The following is an 18,434-nucleotide window of genomic DNA, read 5'->3' on the forward strand; positions in this document are numbered from 1 at the left end:
AATTGCGGCTGCGTGTCTCTATTCCTCAGGACCACGTGATCTCGCCGATTTCGACGACGTCACGCTGGCAGGCAGGATCGTGGTGCATGAGCAAGAATGGATCGGGAAAAACGGTTCGAAAGCCCGCCAAGGCGAAAGTGACCAAGGTCAATGTCAGGACTGTCGCCGCGAGAGCGCCCGCTTCGAAAGGCGGGCAGTTGCTCGATCTCGAGCGCTATGTGCCGGCCTTCATCACCTTCATTGCGAACAAGCTGTCGCGCAACGCGACCGCGCTCTATCAGAAGCGCTTTGGCGTGAATGTCACCGAGTGGCGCATCATGTCGCTGCTGGCCATCGAGCCCGGCATTCCCGCCTCGCGCATCTGCCACGTCATCGGCTTCGACAAGGGACCGGTCAGCCGCACGCTTGCCATGCTGGAAGAACGCGGCCTGGTCGCCATCAATGCCGACCCGGACGACGCACGCACCCATTCGATTACGCTGACCACGAAGGGTCGCACGACCCATGACGCCGTCATCGTGACCGCACTGGAACGCGAGCGAAAGCTGCTGTCCTGTCTGGATGAAAGCGAACGCGAAGTGCTGATCGACTTGCTGCGACGCATTCACGGCAATCTCGGCGCGGTAACCGGCTAGGCCACCACGCGTTCGCGCGTCATCAATCGCTGTCCCGCACAAGCGGTCCACCATCGTTTCTCTCCCTGGCCGGCAGTTGACTGCTCTAGGTAGCGCCCTCTTTGGAAAGGCTCTCACGAATTAGTTGCCTAGGCAACAGAAATATCGGGACGGTTTGTCACGCGGAGGCAAGGATTTTCTGCCATCATCCACTAACCTGCACCGCACATGTTCAATCGTTGAGCCAAAAGATACAGATGACGATGTCGCTTACGCCAAATTCCGCAGACGCCCTGCTGTTTGATCTTGGCCGCGTCGTGCTGGATATCGATTTCACGCGCGTGCTGAAGGTCTGGTCGGACTACGCGCAGTGTACACCGGACGACATCGTGAGCCGGTTTGCGCGCGGCGACGTCTATATGCGACACGAGCGCGGCGAGATTTCCGACGACGCATTCTTTGCGCATCTGCACGACACGCTCGGTATCGATCTGACGCCGGCACAATTTCTCGAAGGCTGGAATGCGATCTTCGTCGGGGAGATGCCGGGCATCGCCGAACTCCTCGCGCATGCCGCGAAGCGCTGGCCGCTTTACGCATTCTCAAACACCAATGTCGCGCATGTCACGCATTTCTCGGAACACCATGCCGATCTGCTCAGTCACTTCCGCACGGTGTTTCTGTCGTCCTCGATCGGGCTTCGCAAGCCCGATGCAAAATCCTATGAGCACGTCATCGCGGAAATCGGCATCCCCGCCGACCGCATCGTGTTCTTCGACGATCTTGCCGACAATATCGAGGCCGCTCGCGCCTGCGGATTGCAGGCCGTCCACGTCACCTCGCCGACATCGGTCGCCGAGGCGCTCAAGGCACTCGGGCTTTAGATCCGCGAGATGCGCTGGAAGGCGATGCTGGTGAGGACGCCGAGCAGTGCCCAGAACAGCAGGCTGGTCAGGACCGCCGCAACGACGAAACTGTGCGACAGTGCCTCGGGGACATCCGTATGGCCAGCCGGCGCCAGCGGTGCGCCGATCAGGTGCGGCAGGACGATCAGGCCAAGGCCGAGAATGGCGGCCCATGACGCCTTGCGGAAGACCAGCAGGCCGAGCCCCGCCGCGGTGGCGCAGGCAGTGCCGATCCACCAGGTCTGGCGCAGTGTGAGGTCGGCGACAGGCATTCCCGGTAATTCCGGCGGCAGGCCGAGGCCGGGCGCCGCCGTGAAGACGACGAAACCGCCGAGGCCCCAGAACAGCCCTTCCCGCCAACCCACGGCCCGGCCGCGCAGCGCGAAGATGCCGGCCAGCAGCAACGCGAAGCCGATGGCCGTCAGGATATTAGCGCCGGTGGTGAAGGCATTGCGCTGCAAGCCCTCGGCGGGCTCCCATTCGGCCTCATGACTATGGGCGGCGGCGCCATGGTCGTGCGTATGGGCGGGCTGCGCGGCAGCCGTCGGCGCAACAGCAGCCGGCGCTTCCGCCTTGCGCTCATAAACTTCGCTTTTCTGGATCAGGGGAATGGTCCCGACCATCTGGGCGCCGGTGATGGCAGCACCAGTGATCACGCCAGCCAGCGCTGCCGAGAAAACGATCGACCTGAAGACGGACATGTCTCAGTGGCAGGGGAATGCGTTGGCGTGGCGCGTGTCATGGGCCGCATTGTGGACGGCGCTGATATGCGAGAAGCCGACCACGCCGACGATGAACAGACCGAGCGCCATGGCCAGAACGGCCTGCACGACGACATTGACGTCAGTGGTGACGGCGGAGATCTGGGCGGTCTGGGTCTGTTGCATCGGAATCCTCGCGAAATAGACCGCCAATTTAGCCGAGTTGCACCGGCGGCGCGACCGTTAATTTTACATCGCGCGGGCGAGATCGCGGCTGGTCAGATGAAAATTCGCATCTGCCGCCACCGGCGCACGCACCAGCTTGGCGCCGGCCGCCGCCTGGAACACTTCTCTGTGGTCGCGGAAATAGGCCGCGCATTCCTCCGGCGACGGGTAACGCCGGAGCAGCGTCCGGAACGCATGACGGTGCACCATGCACAGCCCGCAATGGCCGGACGGCCGGAATGCCAGCGCATCGACATCCGCCCGCCAGACAGGCGCTTCATCGTCGGTTGCGGCGTGGTTGTCGGTCATGATCGCCGATGTCTATCGTGTTTCCCTGCCCCGCCAAAGCGGCTGTGGTTTTGCGTCCGCTCCCGCTCTCCGCTATGACGGGCGCCCACACTGCCGGAGATCCCCGCGATGGCCCTGATGCCGGTTACCGATGCCATGGCCGCGATTCTCGCGGGCGCCGATGCGCTGCCTGAGGAGATGGTGCCGCTGGAAGACGCGTTCCACCGCGTGCTCGCCCGCGACATCGCTTCGCGGCGAACGCAACCACCGGAGCCCATGTCAGCGATGGACGGCTATGCCGTGCGCGCCGCCGATGCGACACTGGGCGCCAAGCTCCGCGTCATCGGCGAGATCGCCGCAGGCAAGCCGTTCGACCGCCCGCTGCAGACCGGCGAAGCCCTGCGAATCTTCACCGGCGGCGTGCTGCCCGCTGGCGCCGACGCCGTGGTGATCCAGGAAGACACAACGCGCGAAGGTGACGTCGTCGGGATCAACGAAGCTGCGATTTCCGGCAAGCATATCCGCCCGGCTGGCGTCGATTTCAACGAAGGCGATGTGCTGCTGCGCGCCGGCACCCGCCTCACCGATCGCGACCTGGCGCTTGCTGCCGGGATGAACCATCCGTCACTGCCCGTGCGGCGACGGCCGGTCGTTGCGGTGCTCGCCACCGGCGACGAACTGGTCATGCCCGGTGCGGTCCCCGGCCCCGGCCAGATCGTGCTCTCCAATGGCTTCGCGCTGCGTGCACTGGCCCGTGCCGAAGGCGCCGAGGTGGTCGATCTCGGCATCGCCGTCGACACGTTGGAGGCGACCACATCGGCCATTCAGCGCGCGATCGATCTGAAGGCCGACGTGCTGATCACCACCGGCGGCGCGTCGGTCGGCGACCACGACCTCGTGCAGCAATCCCTGATCAATGCCGGCGTCGAGATGGCGTTCTGGCGCATCGCCATGCGGCCCGGCAAGCCGATGATGCACGGACGCCGCCAGGGCATGCGCGTGATCGGCCTGCCCGGCAATCCCGTCTCGTCCTATGTCTGCGGCTTCCTGTTCATGGTGCCGCTGCTGCGCGCGCTATCCGGCCGAAACGAGGTCGCTCACGCGCTCGAACCCGCGGTGCTCGGCCGCGACCTCGCCGCCAACGACCAGCGCGAGGACTATCTGCGCACGCGTCTGGAAACCCGCGCCGACGGCACCGTGGTGGCGACGCCGGTGATGAAACAGGACTCGTCGCTGCTAGGAAATCTGGCTGTTGCCGAAGGACTTCTGATCCGCAAGCCATTCGCGCCGGCCGCGGCGGCCGGGGATTCATGCGCCATCATACGACTGCCAACCTAGCGGCGCCTCCTCACAGAACGACGCCGCGTTCGGAACTCCCACCTTGCGGCATGCTCCCAAACCTTTTTTCTGACTGAGATACCTTAACGCGGCTTCAGTCACTGAATTGTCACGTAACGCAGCGAGACATCGCTGCGAAACAAGATCGGTGCACAAATGGACTATTTCAAACGCTTCAATTTCCTGTTTGCGATGCCAACATTCGACGCCGACGATCTCGAGGGCATTCGCCTCAATCAGATCGTCGACGAGATCGAGCGTTCCGGCTTCGAGGTCGTCAAGGCGCGCAAGCTCGAAGACGCAACGATCGCGGTCCAGACCGACGCGGCGATCGGCTGCATGGTGGTCGACTGGGGCAAGAAGGGCCTCGAAGGCAAGACCGCGGCGCTGATCAACCTGATGCGTAAACGGGGCCTGGACTTCCCCATCATCCTGCTGATCCGTCGCAAGCGGTTTGAAGACGTCCCGGTCGAGGTGCTCGATTTCATCGACGGCTATGTCTTCCTGTCCGAAGAAACGCCGCCGTTCATCGCCAAGAATCTGATCAGCCGGTTGAAGCAATATGCCGAGACGCTGAAGACGCCGTTCTTCGGCGCGCTGGTCGACTACGCCGAGGAAGGCAACCAGCTCTGGACCTGCCCGGGCCACAATGGCGGCGTGTTCTACAGCCGCAGCCCGATCGGCCGCGTGTTCATGGAACATCTCGGCGAAGCCGTGTTTCGCGACGACCTCGACAATTCGGTGCTCGATCTCGGCGATCTGCTGACCCATGAGGGCCCTGCTTTGCAGGCGCAGAAGGAAGCCGCGCAGATCTTCGGGGCGGAGAAAACCTATTTCGTGCTCAACGGCACCTCGACCTCCAACAAGGTCGCGCTATCGGCTCTGGTCACCGATGGTGACCTCGTGCTGTTCGACCGCAACAACCACAAGGCGGCCTTGCACGGCGCATTGATGATTTCAGGCGGTGTGCCGATCTATGTGCCAACGACGCGCAATCCCTGGGGCCTGATCGGCCCGATGAACTGGGACGCGCTCGACGAGGACGCGCTGCGCGAGCGCATCCGTATCAATCCGTTGGTCACGGATCCCGAGGCCTGGAAGCGTCCACGCCCGTTCCGCGTCGCCGTGGTCGAACAGTGCACCTATGACGGCACCATCTACAGCGCCGAGATGATCATCGCGCGCATCGGCCATCTCTGCGATTACATCCTGTTCGACGAAGCCTGGGCGGGCTTCATGAAATTCCACCCGCTCTATGCCGGTCGCTTCGCCATGGGGCTCAAGGAGCTTGGTCCGGATTCCCCGGGTATCATCGCGACGCAGTCGACCCATAAGCAGCTCGCGAGCTTCTCGCAGGCGTCGCAGATCCACATGAAGGATCGCCACATCCGCGGGCAGAAGCGCCGCGTCGAGCACCGGCGCTTCAACGAAAGCTTCATGCAGCACGCCTCGACCTCGCCATTCTATCCACTGTTCGCATCATTGGATGTCGGCGCGCAGATGATGAAGGGCCGCTCGGGCGAAGTGTTGTGGGACGATACGATCCGCCTCGGCATCGAACTGCGCAAGAAGATGCGCGCGGTGCGCCGCGAGTTCGAGGAGAAGGAAACCCGCGCCGAGCGTCGCTGGTTCTTCGAACCCTTCGTGCCCGAGCGCGTCGCGATTCCCGACGCAGCCAGCGAAGGTGCTGTTCACAATGTGCCGTGGGAAAGCATCGGCACTGACCAGCTCGCCACCAATCCGGCTTATTGGCAGCTCGCGCCTGACGCCGCTTGGCATGGCTTCCCCGGCATGGAAGCCGGTTTCACCATGACCGATCCCAACAAGCTGACGGTGCTGACACCCGGCTTCGACCGCACCACCGGCGGCTATGCGGAACACGGCATCCCCGCGCCCGTGGTCGCGCAGTTCCTGCGCGAAAATCGCATCGTGCCGGAGAAGAACGATCTCAACTCGCTGCTCTTCCTGCTGACGCCCGGCGTGGAAGCCAGCAAGGCCGGCACGCTGATATCGGGCCTCGTCGCCTTCAAGAAGCTTCATGACGACAACGCCCTGCTCGAAGACGTCATCCCGGAATTCGCACGGCGCAGGCCCGCGCGTTACGCGGGCATACGCCTGAGGGATCTATGCGGCGACATGCACCGGTTCTTCCGCGAGGCCAATGTGAGCGAACTTCAGACCAGGCAATTCTCCGCTGACCATCTGCCGGAGATTGCCATGTCACCCCATGATGCCGCGCGCTGTCTGGTGCGCAACGACGTCGATTACCTCCCGATCGATGAGATCTTCGGGCGCGTCGCGACGACGCCGTTCGTGGTCTACCCGCCCGGCATCGCCACGATCGTCCCCGGAGAACGGCTCACCGAACGGTCAAAGCCGATGATCGATTATCTCAGGATGTTCGAGACCTGCTTCAACACCTTCCCGGGCTTCGACGTCGAAATCCAGGGCATCTACCGCAAGGTCGACGCCAATGGCCGGATCCGACTTTACACTTACGTGGTCTCCGAATAGGGAGCACGTAAGGAGCCTGATTTGCCAACGGAACTCGAACAGCCGGTCGTCATCCGACCATCACGCGACACCGACGTCGATGCCATGCTGGCGATCTATCGCCGGCACATCCGGCAAGGCGTCGAGGAAGGCGTCAGCGACGCGGACACGCCGCAGCCCGACGATCTCAGAGACCGGCGCAAGAACCTGCGCAGCAAACGGTTCCCGCATCTCGTCGCCACGCAAGGCGGCGAGGTCGTCGGCTACGCCTATGTGGTGCTGTTTCGGAAGCGACCGGCCTATCGCTACACGGTCAAGCATTCGATCTATATCCACCACGGACATGTCGGCCGGGGCATCGGCCGGCTGTTGATGCGCGAGTTGATCGATGTCTGCGCGGCGGCCGGCTTCCGGCAGATCATCGGCTATATCGATGCCGACAACACGGCCTCGCTCGGCTTGCATGAGAGCTTCGGCTTTGCCCGCGTCGGCTTGCTGCCCGGCGTCGCCTATCGCTCCGGCCGCTGGGCCGACACGATCATGGTTCAGCGCTCGCTGGCGACCGGCTCCACGACTCCGCCGCCGCCCATTGGGCGCGTGACGTCCGCGTAGCCCAAGCGACCGCGGAAGCATTTTCCATGTCCGTCGAGGATCGACGACTGGTGAGGAACAGCCTCCTCAAACCTCACTCAACGTGCGTTCTGTTGACGGCAAATTAAGCATTGCAGAACACATATGGAACATATAGTGTTCGTTCATGATTTGTTTCGAGATTCTGTGGCTTTGAGTAGTTTGAGAGTGCCCGAACTCGCGCAACCGATCTTCGAACGATCGTCTCTGGATTGAGGCTCACCGTTCGAAGGCCCTTTGAAACGCACGCGGCGGCCGACACCGTCAACTGAGGATGGCTTCAGATGCTCACGCGCAAACAATACGAACTCCTGCGATTCATCGATCAACGGCTGAAGGAAGCCGGCGTCCCACCGTCCTTCGACGAGATGAAGGATGCGCTCGACCTGCGCTCGAAGTCCGGCATCCATCGTCTGATCACGGCGCTGGAAGAACGCGGCTTCATACGCCGTCTGCCCAACCGCGCCCGTGCCATCGAAGTCATCAAGCTGCCAGAGCTCGGCGCACCGGTCACCGGCGGCACCGGGCGCCGCGGCTTCACGCCCAGCGTCATCGAAGGCACGCTTGGCAAGGTGCGTTCGGCCGCCAGCATCGCCAGCAACAGCGGTGATGATGACAATGGCCGCACGGTTGCTATCCCGGTCATGGGCCGGATCGCGGCCGGTACGCCGATCGAGGCGCTGCAGACCCGTAGCCACACCATCAGCATGCCCGCCGACATGCTCGGTTCCGGCGAACATTACGCGCTCGAAGTGCGCGGCGATTCCATGCAGGACGCCGGCATTCTCGACGGCGACACCGTGCTGATCCAGCGCAACGAGAGCGCCGACACCGGCGACATCGTGGTGGCCCTGATCGACGACGAGGAAGCCACGTTGAAGCGCTTCCGCCGCCGCGGCGCGTCGATCGCGCTGGAGCCTGCGAATGACGCCTACGAGGTCCGTATCCTGCCACCCAACCGGGTGCGCATTCAGGGCAAGCTGATCGGCCTGTATCGCCGCTACTGAGATTTGCGCCTCGGCGGATTACTGATCTTCGGGTTGAAGATCGGTTTCCGCCGGCGTCGCATCCACCGGCCGGTTTTGCGGTGGACGACTGTTCTGGATCAGATCTTGCTGGGGCTCATCGGGAATTGCGCGCGACCACGGACGGTCCAGGCCCCGTGGCCGCACGGCATCGATGGTAAAGCCGTTTGCGGTTCGCTGCAGGCTCACCGCACCATTTCGTTGCAAGCGATCCTGATCGATCACCAGCGCCCTGCAATCCCTCGGCGGCTGTTTCGTCGTGACGATGAGCGCCGCTTTCTCGCAATCATCCGTGAAGGCGTCCGGCTGTAAAACCAGCGCCACCAAAGCGCCATCGGCCAGCGGCGTGATGCATCCGTCGCGGTCGCAGGACACACCGTGGCTGACGGAGGCATCGGTCGGCAGACGCGCATCGGCATCGCCGGCGAGCCACTCTTTCAGCAAAAATGTATCCTTGGCGCTGCGCATCACATGCAGGCGTCCGTCCCTGCCCCGTACCGCGACGCTGCGACCATCACCCGAGATCAGGACATCCGGCTGCTTCACCAGCAATGCCCAGACAATCGAGAGCATCAGCACGCCAGCCCCCGCGAAGCGCAACGGCGTGCGCAGCAATCCCAGCACGATGATGCCGATACTGGCTGATATCAGCGGTCCCGTCCCGAAGGCCGGCATCCGGCCGATGGCGCCGGGCACGGCTGCGACCCATTGCGTGACCACGATCATCCACTGGATGCCGACATCCATCAGCCGCCAGAACACACCGTCAAAGCCGAACGGCATGGCTGCCAAACCAAGAATACCCGCCGGCATCACCAGCGCCGAGACCACCGGCATCGCCAGAAGATTGGCGACAACGCCATAAGGCGTGACGCGGTGGAAATGAAATGCGGCATAGGGCGTGGTGGCGAGGCCCGCGACCAGCGAGGCCAGCACGAGCATCGCGATCTCGCGTCCGCCCCATAGCGCCACGCGCGCCGTCGCGGAATGATCGGGCGACGCAAACAGCGCGGGCATGCCGATCTGCACCAATGCGACCAGCCCCAGCGTCGCCGCGAATGACATCTGAAAACTCGGATGCACCAGTGCTTCCGGCGCCACGATCAGCACAACCATTGCTGCCACCGCCAGCGTACGGAACGTCACCGCCCGGCGATCGACCATGACTGCCATCAACACAACGGCCGTCATGAAAAAGGATCTCTGTGTCGCGACTTCGGCACCTGACAGCAGCAAATAGAACAGTGCTGCGAATAACGCCGCAGCCGCTGCGACTTTCTTGATCGGGAATGTCACCGTCAGGACAGGGATCAGTGCCAGCAGTGCGCGTATCGCAAAGAACACCACGCCGGCGACAACGGCCATGTGATAGCCGGAGATCGACAACACATGACCGAGGCCGGAGATGAACATCGCATCATTGACGTCAGCCGAAATCGCATCGCGGCGGCCCGTGAGCAGCGCCGTGGCAATGGCGCGGCTATCGCCCGAGAGCACGGTGCGGATCCGCGCGTCGATGGCGTCGCGCAGCCCCTGCATGGTCGCCGAATAGCGTAACGCCACACTCGGCTGTATCGGCGGGTCGACCGCCTTGATGCCGCCCATCACAAAACCGGACGCGCCGATCCCTTGAAAATACAAATCTCGTCCGAAGTCGTAGCTACCCGGCCGGAGCGGCGACAGCGGCGGCTGCAGCCTTGCCTTCAATTCGACGAAGCTGCCGACGACAGGCGCCGTGCCCTTCTTCACCGACAGCCGCACACGGGTGAGCTTCGGTGCGGCGCGCGGGCTGTCCATCGTGGCAACGCGGAGCACGAAGCGATCCGTGCGCTCCCGTTCCTCGTGGGTTTCGACGAAGCCGGTCAGCGCGACGGAATAGAGCGGCTTCGCCAGAACCTCATGAGCCACACGCGCGGTTTTCATGGCCGCCATCGCGAAGCCGGACGCGATGGCCGCAATGAGCAAGATCAAGGGAAACCATCGCTGCCGCCGCAGCAAAAACGCAGCCACGCAAAGAAGGCCAGCCGTCGCGGCGGCAACCCAGGCTACCGGCTCATGCTCAGCGGCAAAATACAGCGCGATGCCGGTCCCGAAAGCGATCGGCACCCAAGGCAGCAAGCGACCGGGACCCGCTTCGGCCCGCACCCACGTCCAGAGCGTCTCGAAGCCCGACGTTGATGACGTCGGTGACGGGACAGCGACGCCTGCCGTGGCCGGCGGCGGCCATGTGGTCGCCGTGCCGGATCGGCCCCGCCGCTGTTGCTGATCCCCGCCCCGCGCCATCGAACGCACACACGCCAAGCTTGTCCTTCCGAATGCTATCGGAAGGGCAAGCGGCGGCTAGCGGAACGGATGCAGAATACGAAAACTAATCCCTGGGGTTGCTCAAGCGAGCTTGGCGTAGCTGTCGCGCAGACCGACGGTACGGTTGAAGACCAGCTTGCCCGGCGCTGAATCCTTGTCGCGACAGAAATAACCCTGGCGCTCGAACTGCACGACATCGCTTGTGTTGTCGCTCGCCAGCGCCGGCTCCAGCATGGCGCCGGTCAGCGTCTCCAGCGAGTCCGGATTGAGCTGCGATGCGAACTCGGTCGCATTGGGCTGCGGATCGGCGAACAGCTGATTGTAGACGCGTACTTCCGCCTGCACGGCATCTGCGGCACTCACCCAATGGATCGTCGCCTTGACCTTGCGGCCGTCCGGCGCATTGCCGCCCCGGGTTTCCGGATCATAGGTGCAGCGCAGTTCGACCACCTCGCCAGCGGCATTCTTGATGACGTCCTTGCAGGTGATGAAGTAGCCATAACGCAAGCGGACCTCGCGGCCTGGCGCCATGCGGAAGAACTTCTTCGGCGGCTCTTCCATGAAGTCGTCATGCTCGATGTAAAGCTCGCGGCCGAATGAAATCTGCCGGTTGCCGAGCGACGCATCATCGGGATGGTTGATGGCTTCGAGCTGCTCGGTCTGTCCTTCCGGGTAGTTCTCGATCACCACCTTCAGCGGCTTCAGCACCGCCATGCGGCGCTGCGCCGTGCGATTCAGTGTCTCGCGCACGGCGAAATCGAACATCGAGATATCGACGGTCGAGTTGGCCTTGGCGACGCCGATGCGCTTGACGAATTCGCGCAGTGCTTCGGCAGGAATGCCGCGGCGCTGCAGGCCGGCCAGCGTCGGCATCCGTGGATCGTCCCAGCCCGTGACATGGCCACCGCGGACAAGTTCGGTCAGCACGCGCTTCGACAGCAGCGTGTAGGTCATGTTGAGGCGCGCGAATTCATACTGATGCGGCCGCGACGGCACCGGCAGGTTTTCCAGGCACCAGTCGTAAAGCGGCCGGTGATCCTCGAATTCGAGCGTACAGATTGAATGCGTTACGTGTTCGATGGCATCCGACTGACCGTGCGCGAAGTCGTAGCTCGGATAGATGCTCCAAGCGGTGCCCGTACGCGGATGATGCGCATGCAGGATGCGATAGATCACGGGATCGCGCAGGTTGATGTTGCCCGACGACATGTCGATCTTGGCGCGCAGCACGCGGGCGCCGTTCGGGAATTCGCCGGCACGCATCCGGGCGAACAGATCGAGGTTCTCGTCGACCGGACGATCGCGGAACGGGCTGTTCTGGCCGGGCTCCGTCAGGGTGCCACGCTTAAAGCGGATTTCTTCCTGCGACTGGTCATCGACATAGGCCTTGCCCGCGCGGATCAGATGTACCGCCCAGTCATAGAGCTGCTCGAAATAGTCCGAGGCGTAATGCAGGTTGCCCTCGCCCCACTCGAAGCCGAGCCAGCGCACATCGCGCTGGATGGCGTCGATATATTCCTGCTCTTCCTTGGTCGGATTGGTGTCGTCGAAACGCAGGTTGCAGTGACCGCCGAATTCCTCGGCGACGCCGAAATTCAGGCAGATCGACTTGGCATGGCCGAGATGCAGGTAGCCGTTGGGCTCCGGCGGAAAGCGCGTCACCACGCTCTTGTGTTTGCCGGATTGCAGGTCCGCCGCAACGATGTCGCGGATGAAGTCACGGCCTGCGTCGGATACCGATTCGTCTGTCATTTGCTGCCTTTCAAGCTGCGCCCTATGTGCCAAATCCGGAAGGCCGCGCCAAGGCCGGATCAGGGGCCAGGTCCCGCGAAAGGGCCTTTTCCGATGCGGTTCCGGCCCCAAATCCGCGTTTATTCGCCGTGAGACAGCGCCCTGTCGTTGTGATAAACGCCCGCCAACACTCACACCGAACTCGATCGAACCCGCTGATATGACCGCTCCCGTCGTTACCCGTTTCGCCCCCTCGCCGACCGGCTTCCTCCATATCGGCGGTGGACGCACCGCGCTGTTCAACTGGCTCTATGCCAAAAAGACCGGCGGCAAGATGCTGCTGCGGATCGAGGATACGGACCGCGAGCGTTCAACGGATGCCGCGATCGACGCCATTATCGACGGGTTGAAGTGGCTGGGCATCGAATGGGATGGCGACACCGTCTTCCAGTTTGCCCGTGCCGGCCGGCACCGCGAAGTCGCCGAACAGCTGCTGGCCGAGGGCAAGGCGTATTACTGCTATGCCTCGGCCGAGGAGCTGCAGCAGATGCGCGAGACCGCCCGCGCCGAGGGCAAGTCCAAGCTCTATAACGGGTTGTGGCGCGACCGCGATCCGTCGGATCCGCGCCCCGACGTCAAACCGACGATCCGCCTGAAGGCGCCGCTCACCGGCGAGACCGTGATCGAGGATCAGGTGCAGGGCCGTGTGGTCTGGCAGAACGAGAATCTCGACGACCTCGTGCTGCTGCGTGGCGACGGCAATCCCACCTACATGCTGGCCGTGGTGGTGGACGACCATGACATGGGCGTGACCCATGTCATTCGCGGTGACGACCATCTGATCAACGCCGCGCGCCAGAAGCAGATCTACGACGCGCTCGGCTGGACCGTGCCCAGCATGTCGCATATTCCGCTGATCCATGGGCCCGATGGTTCGAAACTGTCGAAGCGCCACGGTGCGCTCGGCGTAGAAGCCTATCGCGCGCTGGGTTACGTGCCCGCCGCCCTGCGGAATTACCTGGTGCGGCTCGGCTGGAGCCATGGCGATCAGGAAATCTTCTCGACCCAGGAGATGATCGACGCGTTCGACCTGTCGGGGATCGGCCGTTCCGCCGCGCGCTTCGATTTCGCCAAGCTCGAAAATCTCAACGGTCACTACATCCGTCACACCGACGATCAATCCCTCGTGACCATGTTCGAGGACGTGCTGAATTACGTGCCCGGCGGCCCCGAACTGAAGGCGAAGCTCAACGACACCACGCGCGCCCAGCTGTTGCGCGCCATGCCCGGCCTGAAGGAACGTGCCAAGACGCTGATCGAACTGATCGACGGCGCCAATTTCATCTTCGCCGATCGCCCACTGGCGATGGAGCCGAAGGCGCAGGCCGCGCTGACGCCGGAAACCCGTGTGTTGATTGGCAAGTTGCGCACGGCACTGGAAGCCGTCACCGACTGGACCGCAGCAAATGCCGAAGCCGCCACCCGCGCCTTTGCCGAGGAAGCTGGCATCAAGCTTGGCGGGGTTGCGCAACCGCTTCGCGTGGCGCTGACCGGCAAGACCACATCGCCCGGCATTTTCGATGTTCTGGCGGTATTGGGACGGCAGGAATGCCTGGACCGGCTCGCCGATCAGGCATCTATTTAGCATAGCTGTAGGCTGCTTTTGCCCGCCTTGCAGCGCACACAGCAATACGCTACGCATTCTGGCGAATGCTCTGGAATTCCCGGCTAGCCTCCCCATTTCTCCTGAAATGTCGGTGGCTTGCCGGCCCCTCAACGATCTCATCGGGGACCACGCGATGGACGCAAAAACCAATACCAAATCCGCAACGCTGACAGTCGACGGCAAGAGCTTCGAACTGCCGATCCACAGCGGGACCGTCGGCCCTGATGTCATCGACATCGGCAAGCTCTACGCCCAGTCCGGGATGTTCACCTACGATCCCGGCTTCACCTCGACGGGCAGCTGCCAGTCCAAGATCACCTATATCGATGGCGATGCCGGTATCCTCGAATACCGCGGCTACCCCATCGAGCAGCTCGCCGAGAAGGGCGACTTCCTCGAGACCTGCTATCTGCTGCTATACGGGGAACTCCCGACCAAGGCGCAGAAGGCAAAGTTCGACGCATTGGTCACGAACCACACCATGGTTCACGACCAGATGAGCCGCTTCTTTCAGGGCTTCCGCCGCGACGCGCATCCGATGGCCGTGATGGTCGCATCGGTTGGCGCCCTCGCCGCTTTCTACCACGACTCAACTGATATCAACGATCCGAAGCAGCGCGACATCGCGTCGATCCGCATGATCGCCAAGATCCCGACGCTCGCGGCGATGGCCTACAAGTACACGATCGGTCAGCCCTTCGTGTATCCGACCAACTCGCTCGATTTCGCAGCGAACTTCATGAAGATGTGCTTCGCCGTGCCGTGCGAGGAGTACAAGGTCAATCCGGTGCTCGCCAAGGCGCTGGACAAGATCTTCACGCTGCACGCCGACCACGAGCAGAACGCATCGACCTCAACGGTCCGCATCGCCGGCTCATCGGGCGCCAATCCGTTCGCCTGCATCGCCGCCGGCATCGCCTGCCTGTGGGGTCCGGCGCATGGCGGCGCCAACGAAGCCGCATTGCAGATGCTCGCCGAGATCGGCACCGTCGACAAGATTCCGGAATTCATCGCCAAGGTGAAGGACAAGAATTCCAGCGTCCGCCTGATGGGCTTCGGTCACCGTGTCTACAAGAACTACGATCCGCGCGCCAAGCTGATGCAGCAGGCCTGCCACGAGGTTCTCAAGGAAACCGGTCACGGTGGCGACGAGATGCTCGCCGTTGCGATGGAGCTCGAGAAGATCGCGCTGTCGGACCAGTACTTCATCGACCGCAAGCTGTATCCGAATGTCGATTTCTATTCGGGCATCACGCTGAAGGCGATGGGCTTCCCGACCTCGATGTTCACCGTGCTGTTCGCGGTTGCCCGCACCGTTGGCTGGATCAGCCAGTGGAGCGAGATGATCGGCGATCCGCAGCAGAAGATCGGTCGTCCGCGCCAGCTCTACACGGGTGCTGCCCGCCGCGATTACGTAGATATCGCCAAGCGCGCCTAAGACCTCGTTTCGCAGAGTGCGAAAATCAAAACGGCGGATCGCAAGATCCGCCGTTTTTGTTTATTTCGCTGCAATCTCTTGAATTGAGGTCTTCAACTCTTCCGCATCGTAGCCAGCACGACATTGGCCGCACCGACGCTCGGCGACGCTTCGCCCGTCGCCATGATCCCGTCGAGCCGCGCCAGGGCTTCAATCTGACGGCGCCGCATGGGTGTGTCTGCCATCACCTCTTGCAACGACGCCGCGAGCTTCTCCGGCGTGCAGTCTTCCTGGATGAACTCCGGAATGACGTTCTCGCCGATCACCAGATTGGCGAGGATCACCGACGACGAGGTGATGCGGCGGCGGATGATCCAGGCCTCGACACTGCCGGCCTTGTAGGCTGTGACCATCGGCACGCCCGACAAGGCAAGCTCCAGCGTCACCGTCCCCGATTTGGCGAAGGCCGCATGCGCAATGCGGAACGCGGCGCGCTTCTCTGTTTCGCCCACAACGATCCGTGGCTGCACCGGCCACGCCTTGAGCGCTTCGGCGATGACCTCGACGAGATGTGGCATGGTTGGCAGGATCAGTTCGAATTGCGTGCCCTGCTTTTGCAGCAGATCGAGCGTCGCGCCGAACGTTGCCATGTGATGACGGATCTCGCTGCGACGGCTACCGGGCAGCACCAGCAGCACCGGTGGCTTCGTTTCGCGACGCGCCTGCTCGCCCGCATTGGGACGCAGCGCATCGATCTGCTCGATCAGGGGATGACCGACATAAGTGCATGGCGGTCCGCCGAGCCGCCGATGCGCCTCCGGCTCGAACGGCAGCAGCGCCAGCACATGATCGACATAGGCGCGCATCGCCTTCGCGCGCCCCGGCCGCCACGCCCACACCGTTGGCGACACATAGTTGACGACGGGAATGGAGGGATCGCGCTGGCGCACGCGCTTGGCGACGCGATGGGTGAAGTCCGGGCTGTCGATGATGACCAGCACGTCGGGTCTGGCCCGCAAGACGTCCTCGGTCGCGCGCGTGATGAGCTTCAGGATCGACGGCAACTTCCGTAGGACGGCGGCAAGGCCGATGATGGAAAGCTCTTCGATCGGAAACAGCGACTGCAGACCTTCACGTGCCATCGACGAACCGCCGACGCCTTCGAAGCGCACATCGTCGCCGAGCCGCTGGCGCAACACCTTCATCAGCGCGGAACCGAGACGGTCGCCGGATTCTTCAGTGGCAATGAGATAGATCGTCTTCGTCACGTCGGAAGTCCCGTCACGAAAAGACCTGCGGCATCGGCGGCGACAATCATCTGCTGCGGTTCGGCGACGATCGTATTGCCTGCGACGATGGCGACGCCGGCGAGCTTCGCGGCCGCAGCCCGCTCGATGGTCCGCGGCCCCAATGTCGGCAGATCGAAACGCAGATCCTGACCGCTCTTCGGCGCCTTCACCAGCACACCTCGTCCTGCCTTGGCGCGAATACGTCCCTGTTCACGCAAGAGCGCCACGCGTGCCAGCAATCCATCGGTGCCTTCGATATCTTCGATTCCCACCACATGGCCGTCGATCACCACGGTCGCCTGGCCGATATCGAACGGGCTCAAGGCGCGCAGGACGTCGCGCCCACGCGCGATATCGGCTTCAGCATCTTGATCCGGTACGGCACGCGTCACGCTGCCTTCCGGCATCAGCACATCGGACGCGACGTCCTTGATCCCCAGCAGACGAAAACCTTCATGCTCGAACAGGCGGCTGATACTCGTCAGCAAATGATCGTCACCGCCGCGAAACGCGCGAAACACTTTCGGCATTACGCGAAGCGTTGCCCAGTCCAGCCTGATCTCGGAGATTGCCGGCCGCACCAGCGTGCCGATGAAGGTGAGATCCCGGCAATTTTCGCTGCGCATCAGCTTCAGCAAACGGCCAAACTGGCCGATGGGAATCCAGTGGTGCTGAAATCGCGCCACCAGCGCCGGATCGCAGAAGCCCTTCAGCGCGAACACGACAGGCTTGATGCCACGTGCCTGCAGCGAGTCCGCGACCGCGAAGGGCAGCGAGCCGCCGCCGGCGATGATGCCGAACGGCGAGCCTATCGGCGGATGTAATTGCGGGTGCTGTATTTGAGCCTGGTCAGTCATGCTTCGCCCCGCGATACCCGAATTCAGGAACTGCTCTTGCTATCCTCGGGCAGGCACAGCGCGCGGTGCTTGGCGCCGGCGATGAATGTCAGGATTTCTGCAATCGCCGGATCGTCATTCGCCAAGGGCTGCACGCGCTCGAGCCGCTCGGCAAAGACGCCGGGGCCATGGAACAGCTTTTGATAGAACGAGCGCACGGCGGCGACGCGCTCCTTGGTGAACTTGCGGCGCTTCATGCCGATGATGTTGAGGCCTTCCAGCGCCGCATACTGACCATTCACAAGCCCGAACGGGATGATGTCACCGCGCACGCCGCAGATGCCGCCGACCATGACCTGGGAGCCAATGCGGGTGAACTGGTGCACGGCCGACAGCCCGCCCATGAAAACGAAATCGCCGATCTCGCAATGACCGCCAAGCGTCGCCGAGGTCGCGAAGATCACGTCGTTGCCGACGTGACAGTCATGGCCGACATGGGCGCAGTTCATGAAGTAGCCGCGATCGCCCACCGACGTAATGCCGCCACCGGCGACAGTGCCCGCATTCATGGTCACGGACTCGCGGATGGTACAGCCATTGCCGATGGTCAGCCTGGTCAGTTCTCCCTTGTAGCTGAGCGACTGCGGGGGCGTGCCTAATGACGCGAACGGATAGATTGTGCAGTTCTCGCCGATGCTCGTCTGCGCCGTCACGTTGACATGCGACAGCAGCTTTGTGCCTGCACCGATCGTGACATGCGGTCCGATAATGCAGAAGGGTCCGATTTCGGCGCCCTCGCCAATGACAGCACCATCCTCGATCCGCGCCGTCGGGTCGATCTTGCTCATCGAAACAGTCCAATCCCAGCCATCAAGCTGCCTACAAATATCTAGGTTTTTCCGTTGGTTAACGTGGGTTCCCGAGCCTGTCCAGTGACGTCTGATTGCGATCTGTTACGACACGTCTCATACC

General features: G+C 62.8%; 16 protein-coding genes. 8 read left to right on the forward strand and 8 right to left on the reverse strand.

Going from position 1 to position 18,434, the window contains the following annotated elements; all coding sequences use genetic code 11:
- The first annotated feature begins 86 nt into the window (after positions 1–86).
- Positions 87–635, forward strand: a complete 549-nt coding sequence (locus tag LPB73_RS12910; protein ID WP_089264527.1) for a MarR family winged helix-turn-helix transcriptional regulator — start codon at positions 87–89, stop codon at positions 633–635.
- A 236-nt stretch (positions 636–871) separates the two neighbouring features.
- Positions 872–1,498 (forward strand): HAD-IA family hydrolase, encoded by a 627-nt coding sequence (locus tag LPB73_RS12915; protein ID WP_231080803.1) that lies wholly within the window; start codon positions 872–874, stop codon positions 1,496–1,498.
- Here the strand turns inward: LPB73_RS12915 and LPB73_RS12920 are convergent.
- From LPB73_RS12920 to LPB73_RS12930, 3 genes are all read right to left on the reverse strand, one after another.
- Positions 1,495–2,220: a CbtA family protein gene (locus tag LPB73_RS12920; protein WP_231080804.1), complete on the reverse strand. Its 726-nt coding sequence runs from the start codon at positions 2,218–2,220 to the stop codon at positions 1,495–1,497. The genes LPB73_RS12915 and LPB73_RS12920 overlap by 4 nt on opposite strands.
- Before the next feature lie 3 nt (positions 2,221–2,223).
- Entirely contained in the window at positions 2,224–2,406 is a 183-nt protein-coding gene (locus LPB73_RS12925; protein WP_089264725.1) for a CbtB domain-containing protein, read from the reverse strand.
- Between the two features lie 63 nt (positions 2,407–2,469).
- Positions 2,470–2,754 carry a hypothetical protein gene (locus LPB73_RS12930; RefSeq protein ID WP_231080805.1) on the reverse strand — a complete coding sequence of 95 codons (285 nt, stop codon included), beginning with the start codon at positions 2,752–2,754 and terminating at the stop codon, positions 2,470–2,472.
- Between the two features lie 108 nt (positions 2,755–2,862).
- Here LPB73_RS12930 and glp point away from each other — a divergent pair, with 108 nt between their 5' ends.
- From glp to lexA, 4 genes are all read left to right on the forward strand, one after another.
- Positions 2,863–4,071, forward strand: a complete 1,209-nt coding sequence (glp, locus tag LPB73_RS12935; protein WP_231080806.1) for a gephyrin-like molybdotransferase Glp — start codon at positions 2,863–2,865, stop codon at positions 4,069–4,071.
- Between the two features lie 156 nt (positions 4,072–4,227).
- Entirely contained in the window at positions 4,228–6,585 is a 2,358-nt protein-coding gene (locus LPB73_RS12940; protein WP_068730849.1) for an Orn/Lys/Arg decarboxylase N-terminal domain-containing protein, read from the forward strand.
- Between the two features lie 21 nt (positions 6,586–6,606).
- Entirely contained in the window at positions 6,607–7,176 is a 570-nt protein-coding gene (locus tag LPB73_RS12945; protein WP_256461303.1) for a GNAT family N-acetyltransferase, read from the forward strand.
- Positions 7,177–7,478: 302 nt separating this feature from the next.
- Positions 7,479–8,201 (forward strand): transcriptional repressor LexA, encoded by a 723-nt coding sequence (lexA, locus tag LPB73_RS12950; protein ID WP_068730850.1) that lies wholly within the window; start codon positions 7,479–7,481, stop codon positions 8,199–8,201.
- An 18-nt stretch (positions 8,202–8,219) separates the two neighbouring features.
- Here the strand turns inward: lexA and LPB73_RS12955 are convergent, their stop codons facing one another.
- Positions 8,220–10,502, reverse strand: a complete 2,283-nt coding sequence (locus LPB73_RS12955) for a ComEC/Rec2 family competence protein (RefSeq protein ID WP_231080807.1) — start codon at positions 10,500–10,502, stop codon at positions 8,220–8,222.
- A gap of 102 nt (positions 10,503–10,604) precedes the next feature.
- A complete protein-coding gene (locus LPB73_RS12960; RefSeq protein WP_184516187.1) occupies positions 10,605–12,275 on the reverse strand; it encodes a glutamine--tRNA ligase/YqeY domain fusion protein in 1,671 nt (556 codons plus the stop codon).
- Positions 12,276–12,474: 199 nt separating this feature from the next.
- On the opposite strand from LPB73_RS12960, the gene gltX reads away from it, so the two are divergent.
- Both gltX and gltA read left to right on the forward strand, forming a co-directional pair.
- Complete coding sequence (gltX, locus tag LPB73_RS12965; protein ID WP_175367087.1) at positions 12,475–13,899, forward strand: glutamate--tRNA ligase; 1,425 nt, start codon at positions 12,475–12,477, stop codon at positions 13,897–13,899.
- 154 nt (positions 13,900–14,053) lie between these two features.
- A complete protein-coding gene (gltA, locus tag LPB73_RS12970; RefSeq protein WP_089264726.1) occupies positions 14,054–15,358 on the forward strand; it encodes a citrate synthase in 1,305 nt (434 codons plus the stop codon).
- A 92-nt stretch (positions 15,359–15,450) separates the two neighbouring features.
- Here gltA and lpxB read toward each other — a convergent pair whose 3' ends face one another.
- The 3 genes from lpxB to lpxA are packed head-to-tail and all read right to left on the reverse strand — an operon-like array spanning position 15,451 to position 18,310.
- Complete coding sequence (gene lpxB / locus LPB73_RS12975; RefSeq protein WP_231080808.1) at positions 15,451–16,605, reverse strand: lipid-A-disaccharide synthase; 1,155 nt, start codon at positions 16,603–16,605, stop codon at positions 15,451–15,453.
- Positions 16,602–17,483, reverse strand: coding sequence for an LpxI family protein (locus LPB73_RS12980; protein WP_120289997.1), 882 nt, complete (start codon positions 17,481–17,483; stop codon positions 16,602–16,604). Before LPB73_RS12980 ends, lpxB begins: the two co-directional genes overlap by 4 nt.
- 23 nt (positions 17,484–17,506) lie before the next feature.
- The gene (gene lpxA, locus LPB73_RS12985; protein WP_120289999.1) at positions 17,507–18,310 is read right to left on the reverse strand and encodes an acyl-ACP--UDP-N-acetylglucosamine O-acyltransferase; all 804 of its coding nucleotides are present in this window, start codon (positions 18,308–18,310) and stop codon (positions 17,507–17,509) included.
- Positions 18,311–18,434: the final 124 nt, after the last annotated feature.

The organism is Tardiphaga sp. 37S4 (genome assembly GCF_021044645.1).
GTDB lineage: Bacteria > Pseudomonadota > Alphaproteobacteria > Rhizobiales > Xanthobacteraceae > Tardiphaga > Tardiphaga robiniae.

What these genes read in the sequence shown, in the direction of transcription:
- lpxA (WP_120289999.1), bottom strand. Translation starts at nt 18,310, where the DNA reads ATGAGCAAGATCGACCCGACGGCGCGGATCGAGGATGGTGCTGTCATT.
- LPB73_RS12960 (WP_184516187.1), bottom strand. Translation starts at nt 12,275, where the DNA reads ATGACAGACGAATCGGTATCCGACGCAGGCCGTGACTTCATCCGCGAC.
- lexA (WP_068730850.1), top strand. Translation starts at nt 7,479, where the DNA reads ATGCTCACGCGCAAACAATACGAACTCCTGCGATTCATCGATCAACGG.
- LPB73_RS12930 (WP_231080805.1), bottom strand. Translation starts at nt 2,754, where the DNA reads ATGACCGACAACCACGCCGCAACCGACGATGAAGCGCCTGTCTGGCGG.
- LPB73_RS12955 (WP_231080807.1), bottom strand. Translation starts at nt 10,502, where the DNA reads ATGGCGCGGGGCGGGGATCAGCAACAGCGGCGGGGCCGATCCGGCACG.
- LPB73_RS12910 (WP_089264527.1), top strand. Translation starts at nt 87, where the DNA reads ATGAGCAAGAATGGATCGGGAAAAACGGTTCGAAAGCCCGCCAAGGCG.
- LPB73_RS12925 (WP_089264725.1), bottom strand. Translation starts at nt 2,406, where the DNA reads ATGCAACAGACCCAGACCGCCCAGATCTCCGCCGTCACCACTGACGTC.
- LPB73_RS12980 (WP_120289997.1), bottom strand. Translation starts at nt 17,483, where the DNA reads ATGACTGACCAGGCTCAAATACAGCACCCGCAATTACATCCGCCGATA.
- gltX (WP_175367087.1), top strand. Translation starts at nt 12,475, where the DNA reads ATGACCGCTCCCGTCGTTACCCGTTTCGCCCCCTCGCCGACCGGCTTC.
- glp (WP_231080806.1), top strand. Translation starts at nt 2,863, where the DNA reads ATGGCCCTGATGCCGGTTACCGATGCCATGGCCGCGATTCTCGCGGGC.
- LPB73_RS12940 (WP_068730849.1), top strand. Translation starts at nt 4,228, where the DNA reads ATGGACTATTTCAAACGCTTCAATTTCCTGTTTGCGATGCCAACATTC.
- gltA (WP_089264726.1), top strand. Translation starts at nt 14,054, where the DNA reads ATGGACGCAAAAACCAATACCAAATCCGCAACGCTGACAGTCGACGGC.
- LPB73_RS12915 (WP_231080803.1), top strand. Translation starts at nt 872, where the DNA reads ATGACGATGTCGCTTACGCCAAATTCCGCAGACGCCCTGCTGTTTGAT.
- LPB73_RS12920 (WP_231080804.1), bottom strand. Translation starts at nt 2,220, where the DNA reads ATGTCCGTCTTCAGGTCGATCGTTTTCTCGGCAGCGCTGGCTGGCGTG.